This is a genomic window from Stenotrophomonas riyadhensis (assembly GCF_040256885.1).
Taxonomy (GTDB): domain Bacteria; phylum Pseudomonadota; class Gammaproteobacteria; order Xanthomonadales; family Xanthomonadaceae; genus Stenotrophomonas; species Stenotrophomonas riyadhensis.
This window is the reverse complement of record NZ_CP155568.1, coordinates 3,028,319-3,047,774: the sequence shown is the minus strand read 5'-3', so window position 1 is coordinate 3,047,774 and position 19,456 is coordinate 3,028,319. Positions and strand designations below refer to the sequence as shown.

Annotated in this window: 23 protein-coding genes; 9 read left to right on the top strand and 14 right to left on the bottom strand. The window is 66.3% G+C overall.

What is annotated here, in order from left to right:
- Positions 1-31: 31 nt before the first annotated feature.
- Positions 32-193, bottom strand: coding sequence for a hypothetical protein (locus tag SriyCCGPB3_RS14240; protein WP_014037806.1), 162 nt, complete (start codon positions 191-193; stop codon positions 32-34).
- Between the two features lie 209 nt (positions 194-402).
- Between SriyCCGPB3_RS14240 and SriyCCGPB3_RS14235 the strand changes: the two genes are divergently transcribed.
- The 3 genes from SriyCCGPB3_RS14235 to cfa are packed head-to-tail and all read left to right on the top strand — an operon-like array spanning position 403 to position 2,759.
- On the top strand, positions 403-705 hold the full coding sequence (locus SriyCCGPB3_RS14235; protein WP_005417588.1) for a GNAT family N-acetyltransferase: 303 nt from the start codon (positions 403-405) through the stop codon (positions 703-705).
- Between the two features lie 37 nt (positions 706-742).
- A complete protein-coding gene (locus tag SriyCCGPB3_RS14230; protein WP_071229774.1) occupies positions 743-1,624 on the top strand; it encodes a DUF3298 and DUF4163 domain-containing protein in 882 nt (293 codons plus the stop codon).
- Positions 1,625-1,643: 19 nt separating this feature from the next.
- Positions 1,644-2,759 (top strand): cyclopropane fatty acyl phospholipid synthase, encoded by a 1,116-nt coding sequence (gene cfa / locus SriyCCGPB3_RS14225; RefSeq protein ID WP_164161917.1) that lies wholly within the window; start codon positions 1,644-1,646, stop codon positions 2,757-2,759.
- Between the two features lie 150 nt (positions 2,760-2,909).
- On the opposite strand, the gene SriyCCGPB3_RS14220 is transcribed toward cfa, so the two are convergent.
- Positions 2,910-5,078 carry a M3 family metallopeptidase gene (locus SriyCCGPB3_RS14220; protein WP_110712865.1) on the bottom strand — a complete coding sequence of 723 codons (2,169 nt, stop codon included), beginning with the start codon at positions 5,076-5,078 and terminating at the stop codon, positions 2,910-2,912.
- Between the two features lie 130 nt (positions 5,079-5,208).
- Between SriyCCGPB3_RS14220 and SriyCCGPB3_RS14215 the strand changes: the two genes are divergently transcribed.
- The gene (locus SriyCCGPB3_RS14215) at positions 5,209-5,688 is read left to right on the top strand and encodes a glutathione peroxidase (protein ID WP_153855962.1); all 480 of its coding nucleotides are present in this window, start codon (positions 5,209-5,211) and stop codon (positions 5,686-5,688) included.
- Positions 5,689-5,765: 77 nt separating this feature from the next.
- Here the strand turns inward: SriyCCGPB3_RS14215 and SriyCCGPB3_RS14210 are convergent, their stop codons facing one another.
- The 5 genes from SriyCCGPB3_RS14210 to SriyCCGPB3_RS14190 form a co-directional block, all read right to left on the bottom strand.
- Complete coding sequence (locus SriyCCGPB3_RS14210; RefSeq protein ID WP_153855963.1) at positions 5,766-6,545, bottom strand: ferredoxin--NADP reductase; 780 nt, start codon at positions 6,543-6,545, stop codon at positions 5,766-5,768.
- An 80-nt stretch (positions 6,546-6,625) separates the two neighbouring features.
- Positions 6,626-8,497 (bottom strand): ABC transporter ATP-binding protein, encoded by a 1,872-nt coding sequence (locus SriyCCGPB3_RS14205; protein WP_164161916.1) that lies wholly within the window; start codon positions 8,495-8,497, stop codon positions 6,626-6,628.
- A gap of 96 nt (positions 8,498-8,593) precedes the next feature.
- The gene (locus SriyCCGPB3_RS14200) at positions 8,594-9,415 is read right to left on the bottom strand and encodes a hypothetical protein (RefSeq protein WP_164161915.1); all 822 of its coding nucleotides are present in this window, start codon (positions 9,413-9,415) and stop codon (positions 8,594-8,596) included.
- A gap of 66 nt (positions 9,416-9,481) precedes the next feature.
- Positions 9,482-9,931 (bottom strand): carboxymuconolactone decarboxylase family protein, encoded by a 450-nt coding sequence (locus SriyCCGPB3_RS14195; protein WP_053509636.1) that lies wholly within the window; start codon positions 9,929-9,931, stop codon positions 9,482-9,484.
- 36 nt (positions 9,932-9,967) lie between these two features.
- The gene (locus tag SriyCCGPB3_RS14190) at positions 9,968-10,864 is read right to left on the bottom strand and encodes an RNA polymerase sigma-70 factor (protein WP_350259447.1); all 897 of its coding nucleotides are present in this window, start codon (positions 10,862-10,864) and stop codon (positions 9,968-9,970) included.
- Positions 10,865-11,019: 155 nt separating this feature from the next.
- On the opposite strand from SriyCCGPB3_RS14190, the gene SriyCCGPB3_RS14185 reads away from it, so the two are divergent.
- From SriyCCGPB3_RS14185 to SriyCCGPB3_RS14175, 3 genes are all read left to right on the top strand, one after another.
- Positions 11,020-12,537 (top strand): fumarate hydratase, encoded by a 1,518-nt coding sequence (locus SriyCCGPB3_RS14185; protein WP_049434851.1) that lies wholly within the window; start codon positions 11,020-11,022, stop codon positions 12,535-12,537.
- 122 nt (positions 12,538-12,659) lie between these two features.
- On the top strand, positions 12,660-12,995 hold the full coding sequence (locus SriyCCGPB3_RS14180; RefSeq protein ID WP_350259446.1) for a hypothetical protein: 336 nt from the start codon (positions 12,660-12,662) through the stop codon (positions 12,993-12,995).
- A 57-nt stretch (positions 12,996-13,052) separates the two neighbouring features.
- Entirely contained in the window at positions 13,053-13,688 is a 636-nt protein-coding gene (locus SriyCCGPB3_RS14175; protein ID WP_350259445.1) for a glutathione S-transferase family protein, read from the top strand.
- A 96-nt stretch (positions 13,689-13,784) separates the two neighbouring features.
- Here the strand turns inward: SriyCCGPB3_RS14175 and arsC are convergent, their stop codons facing one another.
- From arsC to SriyCCGPB3_RS14160, 3 genes are all read right to left on the bottom strand, one after another.
- Positions 13,785-14,126, bottom strand: coding sequence for an arsenate reductase (glutaredoxin) (arsC, locus tag SriyCCGPB3_RS14170; RefSeq protein WP_164161913.1), 342 nt, complete (start codon positions 14,124-14,126; stop codon positions 13,785-13,787).
- Positions 14,126-15,280 carry a phospholipase A gene (locus SriyCCGPB3_RS14165; RefSeq protein WP_019337376.1) on the bottom strand — a complete coding sequence of 385 codons (1,155 nt, stop codon included), beginning with the start codon at positions 15,278-15,280 and terminating at the stop codon, positions 14,126-14,128. Before SriyCCGPB3_RS14165 ends, arsC begins: the two co-directional genes overlap by 1 nt.
- A 119-nt stretch (positions 15,281-15,399) precedes the next feature.
- Entirely contained in the window at positions 15,400-15,885 is a 486-nt protein-coding gene (locus tag SriyCCGPB3_RS14160; RefSeq protein WP_153855967.1) for a DUF456 domain-containing protein, read from the bottom strand.
- 235 nt (positions 15,886-16,120) lie between these two features.
- On the opposite strand from SriyCCGPB3_RS14160, the gene SriyCCGPB3_RS14155 reads away from it, so the two are divergent.
- Positions 16,121-16,330 (top strand): cold-shock protein, encoded by a 210-nt coding sequence (locus SriyCCGPB3_RS14155; protein WP_010486802.1) that lies wholly within the window; start codon positions 16,121-16,123, stop codon positions 16,328-16,330.
- Positions 16,331-16,402: 72 nt separating this feature from the next.
- Here SriyCCGPB3_RS14155 and SriyCCGPB3_RS14150 read toward each other — a convergent pair whose 3' ends face one another.
- The gene (locus SriyCCGPB3_RS14150; RefSeq protein ID WP_110712854.1) at positions 16,403-16,897 is read right to left on the bottom strand and encodes a glycine zipper 2TM domain-containing protein; all 495 of its coding nucleotides are present in this window, start codon (positions 16,895-16,897) and stop codon (positions 16,403-16,405) included.
- 136 nt (positions 16,898-17,033) lie between these two features.
- Positions 17,034-17,468, bottom strand: coding sequence for a cytochrome c (locus tag SriyCCGPB3_RS14145; protein ID WP_153855968.1), 435 nt, complete (start codon positions 17,466-17,468; stop codon positions 17,034-17,036).
- Positions 17,469-17,548: 80 nt separating this feature from the next.
- Here SriyCCGPB3_RS14145 and SriyCCGPB3_RS14140 point away from each other — a divergent pair, with 80 nt between their 5' ends.
- Positions 17,549-18,376 carry a tRNA threonylcarbamoyladenosine dehydratase gene (locus tag SriyCCGPB3_RS14140; protein ID WP_033835434.1) on the top strand — a complete coding sequence of 276 codons (828 nt, stop codon included), beginning with the start codon at positions 17,549-17,551 and terminating at the stop codon, positions 18,374-18,376.
- Between the two features lie 77 nt (positions 18,377-18,453).
- Here SriyCCGPB3_RS14140 and SriyCCGPB3_RS14135 read toward each other — a convergent pair whose 3' ends face one another.
- Together SriyCCGPB3_RS14135 and SriyCCGPB3_RS14130 are read right to left on the bottom strand one after the other, a co-directional pair.
- Positions 18,454-19,227, bottom strand: coding sequence for a TatD family hydrolase (locus tag SriyCCGPB3_RS14135; RefSeq protein ID WP_153855969.1), 774 nt, complete (start codon positions 19,225-19,227; stop codon positions 18,454-18,456).
- Positions 19,224-19,439 carry a DUF6116 family protein gene (locus tag SriyCCGPB3_RS14130; protein ID WP_110712850.1) on the bottom strand — a complete coding sequence of 72 codons (216 nt, stop codon included), beginning with the start codon at positions 19,437-19,439 and terminating at the stop codon, positions 19,224-19,226. The genes SriyCCGPB3_RS14135 and SriyCCGPB3_RS14130 overlap by 4 nt, the downstream gene beginning before the upstream one ends.
- Between the last annotated feature and the right edge of the window lie 17 nt (positions 19,440-19,456).

Here is a 19,456-nt window from a genome sequence, read left to right as displayed (position 1 = left end):
GGCGGATCGGGTCCGATCCGCCCCGGCCGGGTCAGGCCGCGGTCTGCTGGCCGTAGGTATCCAGCAGGCGGGCGAACACTTCCTCGCCGATGCGCTGGAAATCCTGATCCTCGGTCTGCCCTTCCACCGCCAGTTGCAGCAGGCCCTCCAGCAGGGCGCGGTCGGTATCGGAATGGGAATTGCTGGCGTGCATGGGAGCCTCCACGGTGGTGCGCATGGTCAACGGTCGCAAGGGTCGTGCCAGCCTGGCCGGACCCCTCCACAGGCGATAGCGGCCGCTGGCCCTCCAGCTTGAGGGTCGAAAACTGACGTGAACGCACTGGACTTGCCCCTGTTCAGGCTTCACGCGATCATGGCGCCCGGCTGCGCACCATCCACGCAGTCGCCGCAGGAGACAGTTCCATGGCTTCGGTCACGCCCCCCGGTCTGGCCTACGAGGTCGAACACGACCTGGCCAACCACCGCTTCACCGCCCGTGTGCGAGGACAGCTGGCGGTGCTGGACTACCAGATCAAGCGCAAGCGCATGGTCATCACCCACACCGAGGTGCCCGAGCCGATCGCGGGCCGTGGCATTGCCGGTGAGCTGACCCGTGTGGCGCTGCGTTTCGCCCGCGAGCAGAAGTACAAGGTGGTGCCGGCATGTTCCTACGCCGAGGCCTTCCTGCAGCGGCACGAGGAGTACCACGACCTGCTCGTTGGCTGAATGCCAGCGGGCCACGCTTCAGCCATGGCAGGCGATGATGTACAAACATGAACAGGGGATCCCGATGAAGATTGGAAACAACCGGCCACTGCACGGCAGCGTGCTGGCCGGCGTGGTGGGCGTGCTGTTGCTGGCCGGTTGCCAGCGTGAAAGCGAGCCGGCACCGGCGACCGACGCGGCGCCCGCCGCCGAAGCCACCGCCGCAGGCGAAACGCCGGCCACGGAAGCGCCGCTGGACCTGCGCGACGTGATCGAGAACAACGAGCGCGAAGTGGTGGGCATCAGCTACCCGGCCGGCATCGACCGTTATCCGGGCCTGGCCCGCGCGCTGCAGAGCTATGCGACGAGCGCGCGCAGCGACCTGCAGCAGGCGCTGGACGGGCTGGGCAACGACAAGCCGACCATGCCCTACGAGCTGTCGCTGAGCTTCGAGAAGCTGCTGGAAACCCCGCAGCTGGTGGTGGTCAGTGCCGATGGCAGCCGCTACACCGGTGGCGCCCACGGTGAACCGCTGGTGGCCCGCTTCGTGTGGCTGCCGCAGCATCAGCAGATGCTCAGCGCCGAAAAGCTGGTGGCCGACGCCAAGGGCTGGAAGGCAATCAGCGATTTCGTCGCCGACCAGCTGCGCGAACGCGTGGCCACGCGCCTCAGCGGCGAGGACATGGACCCGGCCCAGCTGCAGGAATCGCTGCGCAATGCATCGCGCATGATCGCCGACGGTACCGGCCCGCAGGCCGACAATTTCAGCCAGTTCCAGCCGCTGACCGACGACAAGGGGCAGATCACCGCGCTGCGCTTTGTTTTCCCGCCGTACCAGGTGGGTCCATACTCGGACGGCACCCAGACCGCCGATGTACCGGCGGCGGTGCTGTTGCCGCACGTGGCCAAGGACTACGTGGAGCTGTTCGCACGCGGTTGACCGCAGTCGAGGAGGTGGCGTGGATACAGGGTTGCAGGAGCGGGTCGCCGGCCTGCTCCACGAAGCCGGGGTCCGCATCGGCGGCACCCAGCCACAGGACATCCAGGTGCATGACCCGCGCTTTTTCGCGCGGGTCATGGGCCACGGCTCGCTCGGCCTGGGCGAGAGCTACATGGAGGGTTGGTGGGATGCCAACGTCCTGGATGAATTCCTCGTCCACCTGATGCAGGCGCACCTGGATGAGCGGGTGCACGGCTGGCGCGAAGTGGCAGACGCGCTGAAGGCGCGCCTGTTCAACCTGCAGGCGGGGCAGGGCAGCTACGAAGTCGGTCGTCGCCATTACGACCTGGGCAATGATCTCTACCAGGCCATGCTCGGCCAGCGCCTGGTCTACAGCTGCGGCTATTGGCGCAACGCTGATGACCTTGATGCAGCGCAGGAAGCCAAGCTCGACCTGGTCTGCCGCAAGCTGGGCCTGCGCCCGGGCCAGCGCGTGCTGGATATCGGTTGCGGCTGGGGTGAAGCGCTGAAGTTCGCCGCCGAGCGCTACGGTGTCAGCGGCGTCGGCGTGACCATTTCGCAGGAACAGGCCGAGTTCGCCCGCGAACTGTGTGCGGGCCTGCCGATCGAGATCCGCCTGCAGGACTACCGCGAGCTGGACGAACCGTTCGATGCGATCTTCTCGATCGGCATGTTCGAGCATGTCGGTGACAAGAACTACGGCAGTTTCTTCGAGGTGGCCAAGCGCTGCCTGTCACCGCGCGGCCTGCTGCTGTTGCACAGCATCGGCACCAACATCTCGCGGCATCGTACCGATCCGTGGATCGCGCGCTACATCTTTCCCAACTCGATGCTGCCATCGGCGGTGCAGATCACCAAGGCGTTCGAGGGCCGCTTCGTGCTGGAGGACTGGCACAACTTCGGTACCGATTACGACCTGACCCTGCAGGCCTGGCGGCGCAACGTGGAAGCGGCGTGGCCCCGGCTGGATGCGCGCTACGACGAGCACTTCCGGCGCATGTGGCGCTTCTACCTGGCTGGATCGATGGCCACTTTCCGTTGCCGGCACGCGCAGCTGTGGCAGCTGGTGCTGTCGCCGGAAGGCGTGCCGGGTGGGTACGTGGCGCCACGATGAAGCCGGAGCGGGGTCGGAGCCCGTTCCGCGGAAAGGGATCCGACCCCGGGGTCAGGTCCCTTTTCGCAGAGAAGGGCTCTGACCCCAATCACAACAAAAAAACCGCCCGGTCTCCCGGGCGGTTTTCGTTTCAGGCTACCGCGCGGGCGATCAGTTGCCGGCGCCGGTCAGGCCACGCTTTTCCAGCAGCGGTTCGATCTGCGGCTCGTGGCCGGCGAAATCGCGGAACAGCTGCATCGCGTCGACGCTGCCGCCCTTGGACAGCAGGGTGGCGCGGAAGTGGTCGCCATTCTTGCGGCTCAGGCCGCCGTTGTCCTTGAACCACTTCTGGGTGTTGGCATCGAGCACTTCCGACCAGATGTAGGCGTAGTAGCCGGCCGAGTAGCCGCCCATGATGTGGCTGAAGTACGGGGTCTTGTAGCGCGGCGGAACCGGCGCGTAGTAGATGCCGTCCTTCTCCAGCGCGGCGCGCTCGAAGGCCATCACGTCCTTGGCGGCCGGCACCTGGTCGGCGCCGATCTGGTGCCAGCGCTGGTCCAGCATCGCTGCACCCAGGTACTCGGTGGTGGCGAAGCCCTGGTTGAACTTGGCCGCAGCCAGCACCTTGTCCAGCAGTGCCTGCGGCATCGCCGAACCATTCTGGTAGTGCTTGGCGTAGTTCTTCAGGATGACCGGGTTGTCCGACCACATCTCGTTGACCTGCGAGGGGAACTCGACGAAGTCACGCGGTACCGAGGTGCCCGAGAAGTACGGGTACTTCACGTTGGAGAACATGCCGTGCAGGGCGTGGCCGAACTCGTGGAAGGTGGTGTTCACCTCGTCCCAGGTCAGCAGGGTCGGCTGGCCGGCCGGCGGCTTCGGGATGTTCAGGTGGTTGGCGACCACCGGCTTGAAGCCGGTCAGCTTGGACTGCGAGACGTAGGAGTTCATCCACGCACCACCGCGCTTGGAGGCGCGTGCATACGGGTCGAAGATGAAGATCGCCAGCTGGCTGCCGTCGGCGTCGAACACGTCGTAGACGGTGACGTCATCGTGGTAGACCGGCAGGTCGGTGCGCTGCTTGAAGGTCAGGCCGAATTCCTGGCCGGCGGCGTAGAACACGCCGTTCTCCAGCACGTTCTTCATCTCGAAGTACGGCTTCAGCTGCGACTCGTCGAAGTTGTACTTGGCCTGGCGCACCTTCTCGCTGTAGAAGGCCCAGTCCCACGGTTCCAGCTGGAAGGTCGGCTTGCGCGCGGCCTTCTGTTCCTTGTCGATCATCGCCTGCAGGTCGGCGGCTTCGCGCTTGGCATTGGCCACGGCGGCCGGAGCCAGCTTGCCCAGCATTGCGTTGACCGCTTCCGGGGTCTTGGCGGTCTGGTTGGTCAGGTTGTAGGCGGCGAAGTTCGGGAAGCCCATCAGCTTGGCCTTGTCGGCACGCAGCTGCATGATGCGCGAGACCAGCGCGGTGTTGTCGAACTCACCGCCGCGGCTGCCGCGGGTGGTCGAGGCTTCGTAGATCTTCTGGCGCAGGGCGCGGTTGGCCAGGTTGGTCAGCGGCGGCTGGCCGGTGGTGTTGAGCAGGGTGATCACGTACTTGCCTTCCAGGCCACGAGCCTTGGCGGCTTCGGCGGCGGCGGCGATCTGCTCCTTGGACAGGCCGTCCAGCTCCTTGACGTCGTCAACGGTGATCGCCGAAGCGTTCACTTCCGACTGCACATTCTGGCTGAACTTGGTGCCCAGGTTGGCCAGCTCGGCGTTCATCTCCTTCAGCGTGGCCTTGTCGGCGTCGGACAGCTTGGCGCCTGCACGCACGTAGTTGTCGTAGTACTTCTCGACCAGACGCACGCCTTCGGCGTCCAGGCCCAGCTGGCTGCGGGTGTCATACAGCGCCTGGATGCGGGCGAACAGCTTGCCGTTCAGCGCGATCGCATCGCTGTGCGCGGCGAACTTCGCCGAGTAGTCGGCCTGCAGCTTCTTGCGGGTGTCGTTGGTATCGGCGCCGACCAGGCTGAAGAACACGGTGGTCGCACGGTCGAGGATGTCACCGCTCTTTTCCAGGGCGATGATGGTGTTGTCGAAGGTCGGCTTGGCCTTGTTGTTGGCGATCGCCTCCACTTCCTTCAGCTGCTGCGCCATGCCGGCGTCGAAGGCCGGGGCGAAGTCGCTGTCCTTGATCTTGTCGAACTGCGGGAAATGCAGCGGCAGCGGGCTTTCGGCGAAGAACGGATTGGCCTGCTGGGCATGGGTGCTGGCAGCCGGGGTGGCGGCGCCGGCCGAGAAGGCGGGCAGGGCAAGGCCGAGGGACATGGCCACGGCAAGGGCAAGGCGAGTGGTCAAGGTAGGAACTCCGGTAAGGCAAACAAGGGCCCGAGGGTAACCCGGCCGGCGGCGCCCGCACTTGTGTCAAAAGGCATGTTGCCGGGGCTGGGCGCGGGTACCATGCATTCACCGCCCACGGCCCGCTGCCATGACCACTGCCTACGATTTCAGCTTCCGCGACCTCGACGGCCAGCCGCAGGCCCTGGCCCGGTACCAGGGTCACCCGTTGCTGCTGGTCAATGTCGCCAGCCGTTGTGGCTTCACCCCGCAGTACACCGGGCTGGAACAGCTGTGGCAGGACTACCGCGAGCGTGGCCTGGTGGTGATCGGGTTCCCATGCAACCAGTTCGGTGCACAGGAGCCCGGCGACGCCGCGCAGATCCGCCAGTTCTGTTCGCTGGACTACCCGGTCAGCTTCCCGCTGTCGGAGAAGATCGAGGTCAACGGCGAGGGGGCTGATCCGTTGTGGGCATGGCTGTCACGCGAGAAGCGCGGCCTGCTGGGTAGTGCCCGCATCAAGTGGAATTTCAGCAAGTTCCTGGTCGACCGCCAGGGGCAGGTGGTGTCGCGGCATGCGCCCACCACCAGGCCGGAGCAGCTGCGCGACGAGATCGAAGCGCTGCTGTGAGATGAACCCAAAAAGGGGACGGAGGGGATTAAGTCGTTTGTGCACAAACGACTTAATCCCCTCCGTCCCCTTTTTGCTTACTTTTCGACGAACGCGCGCTCGAACACGTAATGGCCCGGCTGGCCGATGCGCGGCGAGACCTGGAAGCCACGGGCATCGAGCACGCTGCGCAGGTCGGCCAGCATCTGCGGGCTGCCGCAGATCATCGCGCGGTCGTTCTCCGGGTTCAGCTCCGGCAGGCCGAGGGTGCGCTGCATCTCGCCGCTTTGCATCAGCTGGGTCAGGCGGCCCTGGTTGGCGAACGGCTCGCGGGTGACGGCCGGGTAGTACAGCAGCTTGTCGCCGATCATCTCGCCCAGGAACTCGTGCTCACGCAGTTCCTTCTCGAAGTAATCGCGGTAGGCCAGGTCCTTCTCGTAGCGCACGCCGTGGCAGAGGATCACCTTCTCGAAGCGCTCGTAGGTTTCCGGGTCCTTGATGACCGACAGCCACGGCGCCATGCCGGTGCCCGTGCCCAGCAGGTACAGGTTCTTGCCCGGGTGCAGGTCGCTGATCAGCAGAGTGCCGGTGGGCTTCTTGCCGACCAGCACCTTGTCACCCGGCTTGATGTGCTGCAGGCGCGAGGTCAGCGGGCCGTCCTGGACCTTGATGCTGAAGAACTCCAGGTGCTCTTCCCAGTTGGCGCTGGCGATGGAATACGCACGCAGCAGCGGCCGCGCCTCGGTTTCCAGGCCGATCATCACGAACTGGCCGTTCTCGAAGCGGAAACCGCTGTCGCGGGTGAGGGTGAAGCTGAAGTAAGCATCGGTCCAGTGGCGGACCTCAAGCACCGTTTCGGCGCCAAAAGCGGAGGACATGGGCGTATCTATCGGAAGTCGTCGGGGGTGATTCTATCTCAAATGAGACAGGTTCTCATTAGGCGGAACGAGAGGCGTTCTCAGCGGTAGCCGGCCGCCTGCAGTTCGAACAGCTCGGCGTAGCGGCCGCCCTGTGCCATCAGCTGCTCATGGGTGCCGCTGGCCTCGATCCGGCCATCGGCCAGCACCAGGATGCGATCGGCCATGCGTACCGAGGAGAAACGGTGGGAAATCAGCACTGCGGTGCGATTATCCGCCAGTTCCCTGAACCGCTGGAACACCTCGAACTCACTTCGCGCATCCAGCGCCGCCGTTGGCTCATCCAGGATCATCACCTGCGCATTGCGCATCCATGCGCGGGCGATGGCGATCTTCTGCCATTGGCCGCCGGACAGGTCCACGCCCTGCTTGAAGCGGCGGCCGATCAGCTGGTCGTAGCCGCCGGGCAGGTCGTCGATCACTTCCTCGGCCATGCCGCGCCGCGCGGCGTCGGCGATGCGCGCCTGGTCGTCCATCGCCTCGACCTGGCCGACGCCGATGTTCTCGCCGGCGCTGAGGTTGTAGCGCACGAAGTCCTGGAAGATCACCCCGAGGTTGGCGCGCAGGTCATCCAGGTCGTAGTCGCGCAGGTCGCGGCCATCGAGCAGGATGCGGCCCTCGTCCGGTTCGTACAGCCGTGCCAGCAGCTTCACCAGGGTGGTCTTGCCGGCGCCGTTCTCACCGACCAGCGCCAGTACTTCGCCAGCCTGCAGCTGGAAATCAAGGTGGCGCACCGCCCATTGCTCGGCATCCGGGTAGCGGAAGCCGACGTTCTCGAACACGAAGCCCTGCCGGATCGGCTGCGGCACGCGCACCGCACCTTCACGCGAGTGGATTTCCGGCTGGATCTGGAAGAACGAGAACAGGTCATCCAGGTACAGCGCCTGGCTGGCCACCTGCGAGAACCCGATCAACAGGCCCTCCAGCAGCTGGCGCAGGCGCAGGAAGCTGCCGGCGAGGAAGGTCAGGTCGCCGATCGAGAAGTCGCCGCGCACCGTGCGCCATGCGATGTAGGCGTACGCTGTGTAGTAGCCCAGTGTGCCCAGTGCGGCCAGCAGCGTGCCCCAGAACGCGCGGCGCCGGGCCAGGGCGCGGTTGGCTTGGAACAGCGCCACCGACAGGCGCCGGTAGCGCTCCACCAGGAAGCGGTGCAGGTTGTAGATCTTCACTTCCTTGGCCGTTTCCACGCTGGCACCGAGCTGGCGCAGGTAGTCGAGCTGGCGGCGCTCGGGCGTCCACTGGAAGTTGAGGCTGTAGCCGGCCGCGTTGAAGTGCGATTCGCCGATGAAGGCCGGCACCAGTGCCAGCGCCAGCAGCAGGATCAGCCACGGCGCGTAGACCAGCAGGCCGACGGCGAGGCTGGCCACGGTGATCGCGTCCTGCACCTGGCCGAACAACTGGCTCATCAGGTTCATCCGGCCCATGGTCTGGCGTCGCGCACGGTCCAGCTTGTCCTGCAGGTCCGGGTCCTCGAAGTCCTCCAGATCCAGCGTTGCCGCGTGTTCCATCAACCGGATGCTGGTGACGTTGGCGAACAGTTCCGAGAGCAGGGCATCGGCGTAGCTGACCAGCCGGCCGAGCAGATCCGAGGCGATGGCCAGGCCGAATTCCAGCGCCAGCAGGCCCAGCAGTGGATTGAGCACGCCACTGGACAGCGCTTCGCCCAGCGGCGGGAAGCCAGCGTCGTGCTGGCTCAGGTGCAGGGCGCTGTCGATGATCAGCTTGCCGACGTAGAGCATCGCCACCGGCAGCAGCGCACGGATCAGGCGCAGGCCAAGGCTGGCCAGAGTCAGGACAGGACTGGTCTGCCACACCATGCGCAGGAACGGTGGCAGGTTGCGCATCGCCCTGAAGCGCTGGCGCAGGCTGGGTTTCTTCGCGGCGGCAGCGCCAGCGGTGGGGGTAGCAGGCATGTGCGTATTGTGCGCGCCCTGCGCGTGGCGGAGGCATGAACGGGGCGCATGCCTGCCATGCGCCGGCAGGGCAGCGCGTCGGCGCCGCCTGCGCGCTCAGTCCAGCGCAGCCAGCAGCGCAGGATGGTGAGCGAACCAGAAGCGCAGGGCCCCGCTGTCGATGCCGTAGGCGCCTTTCCAGAAATCGACGGGATAGCTCCAGTCCGAAGAGCGCGAGGTGCGCGGTGCCAGGCCGACCCGGGTGAAGCGTTGCGCCAGGCCGGGATGCTCGGGGGTCTGCAGCAGCCCGGCATGGCCCAGGGCATCCAGCAGGTGACGCGCCTGCTCGACGGACAGTTTCAGGCCCGGCAGCGCGCGCACGCGTTTGACGATGGTCGACGGGGTGTCCTTGGCGTCGCTCTCGTGGTGCAGCAGCCGCAGCAGTGCCACCAGTGTGCTCATGTCGCCGGGCGCCCGTCTGGGCGTCAGATTGTGTTGTTCCAACAGGAAGGTGATGGCGTTTACGCTTCCGCCGAGCACGACCCCGATGTTGTGGCGGACGCGCGCCCAGGTGGTCGGGTCGAATCTGCCTTCGCGGACCTGGCCGCAGACCGCACAGGCGAGGCTGGGGTGTGGCTGCTCCTGATGCCTGGGGAAGTGCACCATGAACGCATACGCCGACAGCCCGGCGCGCAGGTCGCTGCGGTTCTCCTGCACGCCGAGGATGAAGTTGTCTGCCACATGCTGGCGGTCGGCGCGGGCATAGGCGGCGAACATCCGCACCTGGAGGGCCTCATGGCCCGGATGTTCGACGGGCCACAACAGCCCATGCCGTTCAAGCGTCGACAGGAGTTCGGGCGACGCGGTGTCCCGCTCCCGGTACTGGGTCAGCGCCTTCAGCGCCTCCTTGCTGGGCGTGTCGGGGGCTTCGTCGGCCATGACGTTCGGATGCTTCCTGCGGGGCAGGTACAGTGCCCGGCGGTCCAGGCACTGTCAACGAAGCGCTCAGGGCAGCGGCGGCAGCAGCCCGGCGCCCAGCCGGTTCCAGGCATTGATCACCGCAATGCCCATGCTCAGGTCGCTGATGCCCTTCTCATCGAAGTGCGGTGCCAGTGCATCGAACGCCGCCTGCGACGGCGCGCCGTCGGTCAGCCGGGTCAGCGCCTCGGCCCAGCCCAGCGCCGCGCGTTCGCGCGCATCGAAGAAGCGGCTTTCGTGCCACGCGGGCAGGGTGTCCAGCTTGCGCGGCTCGATGCCGCCCTTGCGCAGCGCCGTGCCGTGCATGTCCATGCAGTAGCCGCAGCCGTTGAGCTGCGACACACGCAGGAACAGCAGTTCCATCAGGGTCGGGTCGATCGAACTGTCATGCACCGCCTTGCTGGTAGCCAGCAGGCCCTTGAAGGCCTCGGCGGCCAGGCGGGTGTAGGGAACGCGGGGAGAGGCGTGGTCGGACATTTTCGGCTCCACGGCGGCCACGGCGGCCGCCTTTCATTACAAAGACGCCGTGCCGTCACCGCGCGTGACAACGTCCGGCAACTTTTCCGGATTCAACACGCTGTACACGTTGGCGATGCGGCCATCGACCACTTCGATGGTGGTGATCGAGTGCAGGCGATCGCCTTGGAAGCGCAGGATCGCCGGTTCGCCGTTGACGTAGCCCAGCTGCGCCGGATGCACCGCGCCGCGGCGGGCGATGGCCCAGAACAGGCGGCCGATGCGTTCGGCGCCGAGCAGGGGCCGCACCGCTGCGGTGACCACGCCGCCGCCGTCGGACACCAGCAACGCGTTGGCGTGCAGCAGGGCCTGGATCGCTTCGCTGTCGCCGCGCTGCGAGGCGTCCATGAAGCGCGCCAGCAACTGCCGGTGCTGGCTGGCGTCGGCGTTGAAGCGGGGCCGCCCGGCCTGCAGGCGCTGCCGGGCACGGTGCACCAGCTGCCGGCAGTTGGCCTCGCTGTGGCCGATCAGGTCGGCGATCTCACGGTAATCGTGGTCGAAGGCTTCCTTCAGCAGGAAGGCGGCGCGTTCCTCGGGGCCGAGCTGTTCAAGCAGGGTCAGGAAAGCCACCGAGACATCGTCGGCAAACGCATGCAGCTGGGCGGGGCCGGGCGCTGGGTCGGGCTCCAGGGTGACCGCCAGTGGCTCGGCCAGCCACGGGCCGACGTAATGCACGCGCTCGCGCTTGGCTGCGCGCAGCCGGTCCAGGCCGAGCCGGGTGGTGGTGGTGACCAGCCAGGCTTCGGGGTCGCGGACGGCCGCCGGGTCGGCGCCGGACCAGCGCAACCAGGCATCCTGGACCACGTCTTCGGCGTCGGCGCGACTGCCGAGCAGGCGGTAGGCCAGCGCCATCAGGCGCGGACGGTGGGTCTGGAATGCGGTTTCAGGGTTCATGTCGACCAGGACGCCGGGAAGGGAGCACGCGTGACAGGGAGTGTGGGGTCAGAGCCCCTTGCAGGGGATCCGACCCCGAGATTGTGATCCTGCGGCCGGGGGAGGGGGTAAAATGGGGGGATTACCCCCGCCAGCCTCCAGCAAGCGAGCAAGTCGTGACATCGATCAAGCAGGAAGACCTCATCCAGTCCATCGCCGACGCGCTGCAGTACATCTCGTACTACCACCCGGTCGACTACATCAAGAACCTTGCCGCCGCCTACGAGCGCGAGGAGTCGCCGGCCGCGAAGGAAGCGATGGCCCAGATCCTGATCAATTCGCGGATGTGCGCCGAAGGCCACCGTCCGATCTGCCAGGACACCGGCATCGTCACCGTGTTCCTGGAAATCGGCATGGACGTGCGTTGGGACGACGCCACCATGGGCGTGGAAGACATGGCCAATGAGGGCGTGCGCCGTGCCTACATGCACCCGGACAACAAGCTGCGCGCTTCGGTGCTGGCTGATCCGGCCGGCAAGCGCATCAACACCAGGGACAACACCCCGGGCGTGGTCAACGTCAAGGTGGTGCCGGGCAACACCGTCGACGTCATCGTCGCCGCCAAGGGCGGTGGTTCGGAAGCCAAGACCAAGTTCGCCATGCTCAACCCGTCCGACTCCATCGTCGACTGGGTGCTGAAGACCGTGCCGACCATGGGCGCCGGCTGGTGCCCGCCGGGCATGCTCGGCATCGGCATCGGTGGTACCGCCGAGAAGGCGATGCTGCTGGCCAAGGAAGCGCTGATGGAGCCGATCGACATCACCGAGCTGCAGGCCCGTGGTGCGTCCAACCGCATTGAAGAGCTGCGTCTGGAGCTGTACGAGAAGGTCAACGCACTGGGCATTGGCGCGCAGGGCCTGGGCGGCCTGACCACCGTGCTCGACATCAAGATCAACGACTACCCGACCCACGCGGCCAACCTGCCGGTGGCGATGATTCCGAACTGCGCTGCGACCCGCCATGCGCATTTCACGCTGGATGGCAGCGGCCCGGTGATGCTGGACCCGCCGTCGCTGGAAGACTGGCCGAAGCTGACCTACGATTCGTCCAAGGGCACCCGCGTGGACCTGGATACGATCACCCCGGAAGATGTGGCCAGCTGGAAGCCGGGCCAGACCCTGCTGCTCAACGGCAAGCTGCTGACCGGCCGCGACGCCGCGCACAAGCGCATGGTCGACATGCTCAACAAGGGCGAGGAACTGCCGGTCGATCTGAAGGGCCGCTTCATCTACTACGTCGGCCCGGTCGATCCGGTGCGCGACGAAGTGGTGGGCCCGGCCGGTCCGACCACTGCGACCCGCATGGACAAGTTCACCCGCCAGGTGCTGGAGCAGACCGGCCTGCTGGGCATGGTCGGCAAGGCCGAGCGCGGCCCGGCGGCGATTGAAGCGATCCGTGACAACAAGTCGGCCTACCTGATGGCGGTCGGCGGTTCGGCCTACCTGGTGTCCAAGGCGATCAAGGCGGCCAAGGTCGTCGGCTTCGCTGACCTGGGCATGGAAGCGATCTACGAGTTCACCGTGCAGGACATGCCGGTGACCGTGGCGGTCGATTCCACCGGTGAATCGGTGCACAAGACCGGCCCGCGCGAATGGCAGGCCCGCATCGGCAAGATTCCGGTGGTGGTGGAGTAAGCCTTCCACCCCGGGCCAGACAACGGCGCCTGTGTGGCGCCGTTGTTGTGTTGGCAGAAGGATTAACGCGCCTGTAGCCGTTGTTCTGCTACGGTCGGCGCACCTTCGCACAGGACGTGTCCATGGCCCTGCATCGATTCATCGTGGTGGGCGTGCTGCTGGCCCTGGCCGGCTGCAGTACCCCGGCGTCGTACGAAGGCGCGGATTTCCCTGCATCGGCGCAATGCCGCGTGCAGTGCCAGGCTGGCTATCGCAGCTGCATGGCGCGGGGCAGTGTCGGCAGCAACGACTTCAGCTGCGAACAACAGATGGTGCCGGCGCCAGACAAGCGCTGCAAGGACGTTGCCAACCCCGAGTTGCGCCGTTCCTGTGAACTGAAGACGCACGACTGCGCGATACGCACGCCGATCATGTCCTGTAGCGAAGGCCGCGATACCTGCATGAGCCGCTGCGGCTGAGCGTGACCGCCCGTGTGGGCGCATAATCGGCCGATCCACCTGCACGGGATCTTCCGCATGAGCACCACGCTGTATGGTTCAACCAGTACCGCCGCGCTGGTAGTGCACTGGCTGCTGATCGAGCTGGGTATCGAGCACGAACTGGTGCTGCTGGATTTCGACGCGCGCGAGCACAAGTCGGCGGAGTACCTGGCGCTGAATCCGGCCGGCGTTGTGCCGACGCTGCTGATCGATGGCTTGGTACTGACCGAAGCGGCGGCGATCGCACTGTATCTGGCTGACCGCCATCAGGAAGCCAACCTGCTGCCGGCACTGGGTACGCCGCAGCGCGCCGATGCCTACCGCTGGATGTTCTGGTGTGCCAATACGCTGCAGCCGGCCTATCGTGCCTGGTTCTATCCGTATGAGATGGCGGGCGAGGCAAACGTGGAGGCCACTCGCGAGATGGCCCGTCAGCGCCTGGAAGCGGCCTGGCAGCATGTGGCCACGCACCTGCAGGCACACGGACCGTACCTGCTGGGTGCCACGCCCTGCGTGGTCGACTACATGCTGGTGATGCTGATGCGCTGGTCGCGCAACATGCCGAAGCCCAGCGACACCTGGCCGGTGCTGAAGGCACATGCCACGTCGATGAAGGCGCGCCCGGCGTTCGCCGAGGTGTACCGCCGCGAAGGCATCACCGACTGGCGGTAACCCGTTCTGTAGAGCCGAGCCATGCTCGGCTGCATTCATGGGTAGCACGCGAACCGCAGCCGAGCATGGCTCGGCTCTACCAAAAGTAGGGCGGGCTTAGAGGATCTCCAGCACCGTTTCCGGTGGACGGCACAGCCGGGTGCCCTTGGGCGTGCGCACCACGGGGCGGTTGATCAGCCGCGGGTGTTCGGCCATCGCGGCCAGCAGCGTGGCATCGTCGGCCTCTTCCAGTCCCAGTTCGGCGAACTGCACTTCCTTGCTGCGCACCAGATCGCGTGCGCTCAATCCGGATTCGGCCAGCACCTGGCGCAGCGTGGCCACGTCCGGTGGAGTGCCCAGGTACTCGATCACCATAGGATCGAAGCCTGCATCGCGGATCAGCTTCAATGCGCCGCGCGAATTGCTGCAGGCCGGGTTGTGCCAGATCGTCACGTCCATCAGAACCACTCCAGCAGGGACACGCCCACGCCCACGTAGGTGGCCTTGTGGTTGTAGTCGATCAGGCTCTCGCCGTAGCCGTCGAAGATCTGCACGTGGCCGCGCAGCAGGTTGCTGATCGGGAAGCCGTAATCCAGCTGCAGGGCACCGTGTGAGCGGCTGCCGGTGCGCAGCGAATGGCGTGCCATCAACGAGACTTCGTGGCCGTTGCGGTTCCAGGTCAGGGTCGCATCACCGCGGCCCATGTAGTCCTCGATATCCGGATTGTTGTCGTCGCTGCGGGTTTCCGGGATGCGGTACCACGGGCGCAGTACCAGCGCCCAGTTCTCGCGGTCCAGGCCGATGTTGAGCATCACCCGGTTCCAGCTGCGCGACAGCGGATCGGCGCGGCCATTGGACTGATGGTTCAGCGCGATGCCGGTCATGCGGCCGCGCCAGCCACCGATCGAGTAGCCGTTGCGGAACACCATCATCACTTCCGGCTCGTAATTGGTTTCGCGGAACGGGCGCGAATCCTCGCCGTTGTAGGCCTGCCAGCGCGAGCTCTGGGTGTAGCCGGCCCAGATGTCGCCATTGTCGCCGAACAGGTTCTCGGCGATCTTGGTCTTGAAGCTGATCTGGAACTTCAGTTCGGCGCTGTCCAGCACCTGCGGCGTGGTGACCGTGTTGGCCGGATTCGGCGAATGCGGTGTGGTGTTGCGGTCGCTGGTCCAGAACGCAGGCAGCAGGTACACCGGCTTGTACGCACGCAGCTGGAACGGGCCCAGCTTGGAGTCTTCGGCCAGCTCCCAGCGGCTGTCCAACAGCGAACCGCGGCCGGCATTGGCCAGCGCGCTGTCCGGCGCAGCGGGGCGGAACAGGTCGCTGACCCGCTCGCGCAGTTTCTCTTCGCCCTGGCTCACGCGTGCGGTCTGGCGTTCTTCGCGACGGGCCTGCGCGGCCGCCTCGGCAGCCGCATCGGCGGCGGCCGTGGCCTGCGGCGTATGCGCGAACAGGCGGTCATAGCAGGCCAGGCGCGCCGCGTCAGTGGTGATGGCCGCGCAAGCGGCCGGCGAGGTATCGGTGCTGGGCACGAATTCCTGCGCGGCCAGCGGGGCACTGGCCAGGGCCAGCGCCAGCGGCGCAAGGCGTGGAAGCAGCGGGGGGAGGGTCATTCCAGCAGGCCCTTCGGTGAATACGGGGATCGCACAGTGTGGCGGCTGTACCGGATCGCGGCCAGCCCCCACGGTTTATGCACGGCCACCGCGTGCGCGTGGCGTGAAGGCTGCGCCAGTCACAGGAACCAGGCGAAGGCGAACAGGCCCAGCATCGCGATCACCACCGCCAGCTTCAACGCCAGACCGAGCAGGATGCCGAGCCAGGTGGCCAGGCCGACCTTGGTCGAGCGGCCCAGTTCGCGGGTGTGCCAGTACTCGCCGAGCAGGGCACCGACCAGCGGTCCCGCAAACAGGCCGATCGGCATGAAGAACAGGCCGACGATGCTGCCGACGAAGGTGCCCCAGAGTGCCTTGCGGCTGGCGCCGACCCGCTGCGCACCCACCACCGTGGCCAGCACGTCCACCAGCAGCGAGAGCAGGGTCAGCACACCCAGCGCGACCAGGGTTGGCCAGCCGACATGGGCGAAGCCGTCGGCCCAGGCCGCCAGCAGCAGCCCGATGAACACCAGCGGGATGCCGGGCAGGGCCGGGAGGATGATTCCGGCGATGCCGACGAGGACAAAAATGACCGCTAGCAGATATAAGATGAATGAGAGTCCCATGCTGTCCCGTATGGTGGCCGTTTTGGGGTTGACAGTGAAAGATTTTGCCAGTTGATTTTTCGTTTTGGGCGGGTTAAGTTGCAGTCGCTGAGCTTGGCAAGGTCACCGTGGATCGTGGCCTGATGAAGCAAGATCTTCCCGATCCGCTGCATCGATGCACCTCGCTTCCCCCTTGCTTGTCAGCCGCCCACCAGGCGTTTCCAACAACAAGAGAGAGTCAAAGGGAGTTAGTGAGATGGCTGATCGCGAGACCGGTACCGTAAAGTGGTTCAATGATGCGAAGGGCTTCGGCTTCATCAGCCGGCAGAATGGCGAGGACGTGTTCGTGCACTTCCGTGCCATCGAGACCCAGGGCTTCAAGAGCCTCAAGGAAGGCCAGACTGTGAGCTTTGAAGTCGTGCAGGGCCAGAAGGGCCTGCAGGCTGACAAGGTGCAGCCGGTGTAATACCCGCCGCCCGTCGGCATGAAAAAGGCCCGCGCAAGCGGGCCTTTTTCTTTGCGCATGGCCCGGTGCGGATCAGCGCAGGATGACCTTGCCGTTGACCACGCGGACATAGGTGTTTTCGCGGATGCCGCCGAGGTCACGCTGGTTGACCACGATGGTGCGGCCATCGTCCATACGCACGCTGATGTCGTAGGTATCGCTGGTCACGTTCTTCTGGATCTGGTTGCCGGCCAGGGCGCCACCGACTGCGCCTGCGGCGGCGGCGATGTTCTTGTTGCCACGGCTGCCACCGGTGTGATCGGAGATCTCATGACCGGCCACGGCGCCGACGATGCCGCCGAGGATCGCGCCGGTCGCGCTGGGCGCGGTGCGGCCCGAGGGCACGGTGTTGATGCGGGTGACGATGCCGCAGTCGGCGCAGCGGCCCTGGTTGTAGCCGCCGTTGTTGCCGTAGCCACCATTGTTGTAGCCGTTGTTGTAACCGCCGCCACCGTAGCCGCCGGGGGTGGCACAGCCAGCCAGAGCAAGGGTAGCGATGGCAGTGGCGGCGATGAGCTGGATCTTCATGGGGCATCTCCTGGCCGTGAAGGCGGGTGTCTGGGGTGGTACTGCGTCATGCAGCAGGGTGGACGAATCCTCTCCTTTCGAACGTGAACGACGCGCCAACCGTGCATGGCTTGCCCGGCTGCAGGATGAATGCGGCTCAGCGGAAGTCCTGGTGGCAGGCGCGGCAGTCGGCCTGCAGGGTTTCCACCACCTGGGCCAGTGCCTTGCAGTCGCTGGGCGGAGCTGCCAGTGCGGCGTTGAGGTTGCCGCGCAGCTGGCTGGCGTGCTGCTGGAACTGCGTGCTGTCCTTCAGCCCGGGAAAGGCCAGGTCCAGGTCATTGGACAGCAGGCGTATGGCCTGCAGCCGCGGCACACTGTCAGCCAGGCTGCAGCGGTTCTGCTGCTGGGCCTGCTGCAGCAGTTGCGACTGCCGCTGCATTACCTGCATCAGGCTGTCCGGGAACGGGTCGCGACGCGCCTGCAGGGCGCGGCTGACCATCACGGTGGCGATCAGGCCGATCAGCAGGCCCAGGCACAGCACGAACAGGTAGCGATGGGCAGTGGACAGGCGGCGGGGCGGGCTGGCGTTCATGGCGGGCTCTCCGGGCGTGCAACGGTGGGTTCGATGCCGACGTACTGCGGGTGCCGGCGCCTGCACGTTAAAATAGCGGGATGAACGAACAGGTCAAACAACGCTTCGCCGGCATCGAACGGCTGTATGGCGTGGGCGCACTCGAGCGCCTGCAGGGCAGCCGCGTGGCGGTGGTCGGCATGGGCGGCGTCGGCTCGTGGGTGGTGGAAGCGTTGGCGCGTTCAGCGGTCGGCCACCTGACCCTGATCGATGCCGATGACATCTGCGTGTCCAACACCAACCGGCAGCTGCCGGCGATGGAAGGCAACTACGGCCGCAACAAGGCCGAGGCGATGGCCGAGCGTTGCCGTGCGATCAATCCGGATATCGAGGTCGATGCCGTGCAGGCGTTCCTGACCGTGTCCAACATGGCCGAACTGCTGGACCGTGGCTTCGACCTGGTGATCGATGCCTGCGACAGCTTCCGGGTCAAGGTCGAGACGATCGCCTGGTGCCGTCGCCGCAAGCTGCCGTTGCTGACCGTGGGCGCTGCCGGTGGCCGTACCGATCCCACCCTGGTGCGTATCCGCGATGTCTCGCGCACCGAGCATGACGCCATGCTGGCGCTGATCCGCAAGAAGCTGCGCAGCGAGTTCAACTTCCCGAAGAATGCCAAGCGCTATTTCGGCGTGCCGGCGGTGTACTCGCTGGAGAACGTGAAGTACCCGCAGGCCGATGGCAGTGTCTGCGGCATCCGCCCGAACCTGGGCGCCGATGCGGCGCTGAAGCTGGACTGCGGCGCCGGCCTGGGCGCAGCGACCCACATCACCGGCGCGTTCGCCTTCGCAGCGGTCGGCAAGGCGTTGGAGATGCTGCTGGAGCCGAAGAAGGTGAAGGCTGAAGTGGTCGAGGATCACGCCGACGCGTGACGGTAGTGCTGGCCGCTGGCCGGCAACTCCGGAATGATTGAATCAGCGCAGATGCCGGCCAGCGGCCGGCACTACCCTCAGTTCACGGGCAGCGCGAACAGCCGCCGCGCATTCTCCGTCGTGGCCTGGGCCACCGCGTCCAGCTCCATCCCGCGCAGCGCGGCCACGTGGCGGGCGATGACTGCCAGCCGCGCCGGTTCGTTGCGCTGGCCGCGGATGCCGGCGTCAGGCTGGTCGGGCGCGTCGGTCTCCAGCAGCAGTTGTTCCAGCGGCATTTCGCGCAGAAGCCGCTGCAGGCGCTGCGCGCGATCGTAGGTCAATGGGCCGCCGAGCCCGAGCAGGAAGCCCTGCCGGTGCAGCTGCGCGGCCTGTTCCGGGCTGCCGGAAAAGCTGTGCACCACGCCGCGCAGGCCGCCGATGCGGCGGATGGCGGCGATCACCGCATCCACCGCGCGTCGCGCGTGCACGATCACCGGCAGGTCGAATTCACGGGCCAGTTCCAGCTGGCCGATGAAATACGCCTGCTGCGCCTCGACATCCAGTCCTTCGACGAAGAAGTCCAGGCCGCATTCGCCGATCGCGCAGGGGCGTTCGCGTTCGATCCACTCGCGCAGCAGCGGCAGGTGCCCAGGCTGGTGCTCGGCCAGGAACATCGGATGCAGGCCGTAGGCCGGGTACAGCCCCGGCGCCTGCCGGCAGACCTCGCGCAGCTTCGGCCAGCTGGCTGCGGTCACCGCCGGTACCACCTGCAGGCGCACCCCAGCCGCCTGCGCACGCTCGACCACGGCGGCGCGGTCATGGTCGAACTCGCTGGCGTCCAGATGGCAGTGGCTGTCGACCAGCACGCTCAACGCTGTTCCAGCGGCGGAGGTGTTGCGGCGTTGCGGCTCTTCCAGTTGGCCAGCAGCAGGGTGCCGAAGCCCAGCACCAGCTCATCGACGAACGGAATCGGGTCCGGGATGAACAGGGTCAGCGCGAACAGGCCCGCGGTGAGCTTGAACAGGGTGGGGTAGCGCAGCCGGCGCGCCCATTGCAGTACCGGCAGCAGCATCGGGTTGGCCATGGCGGGAATCCTCGTGG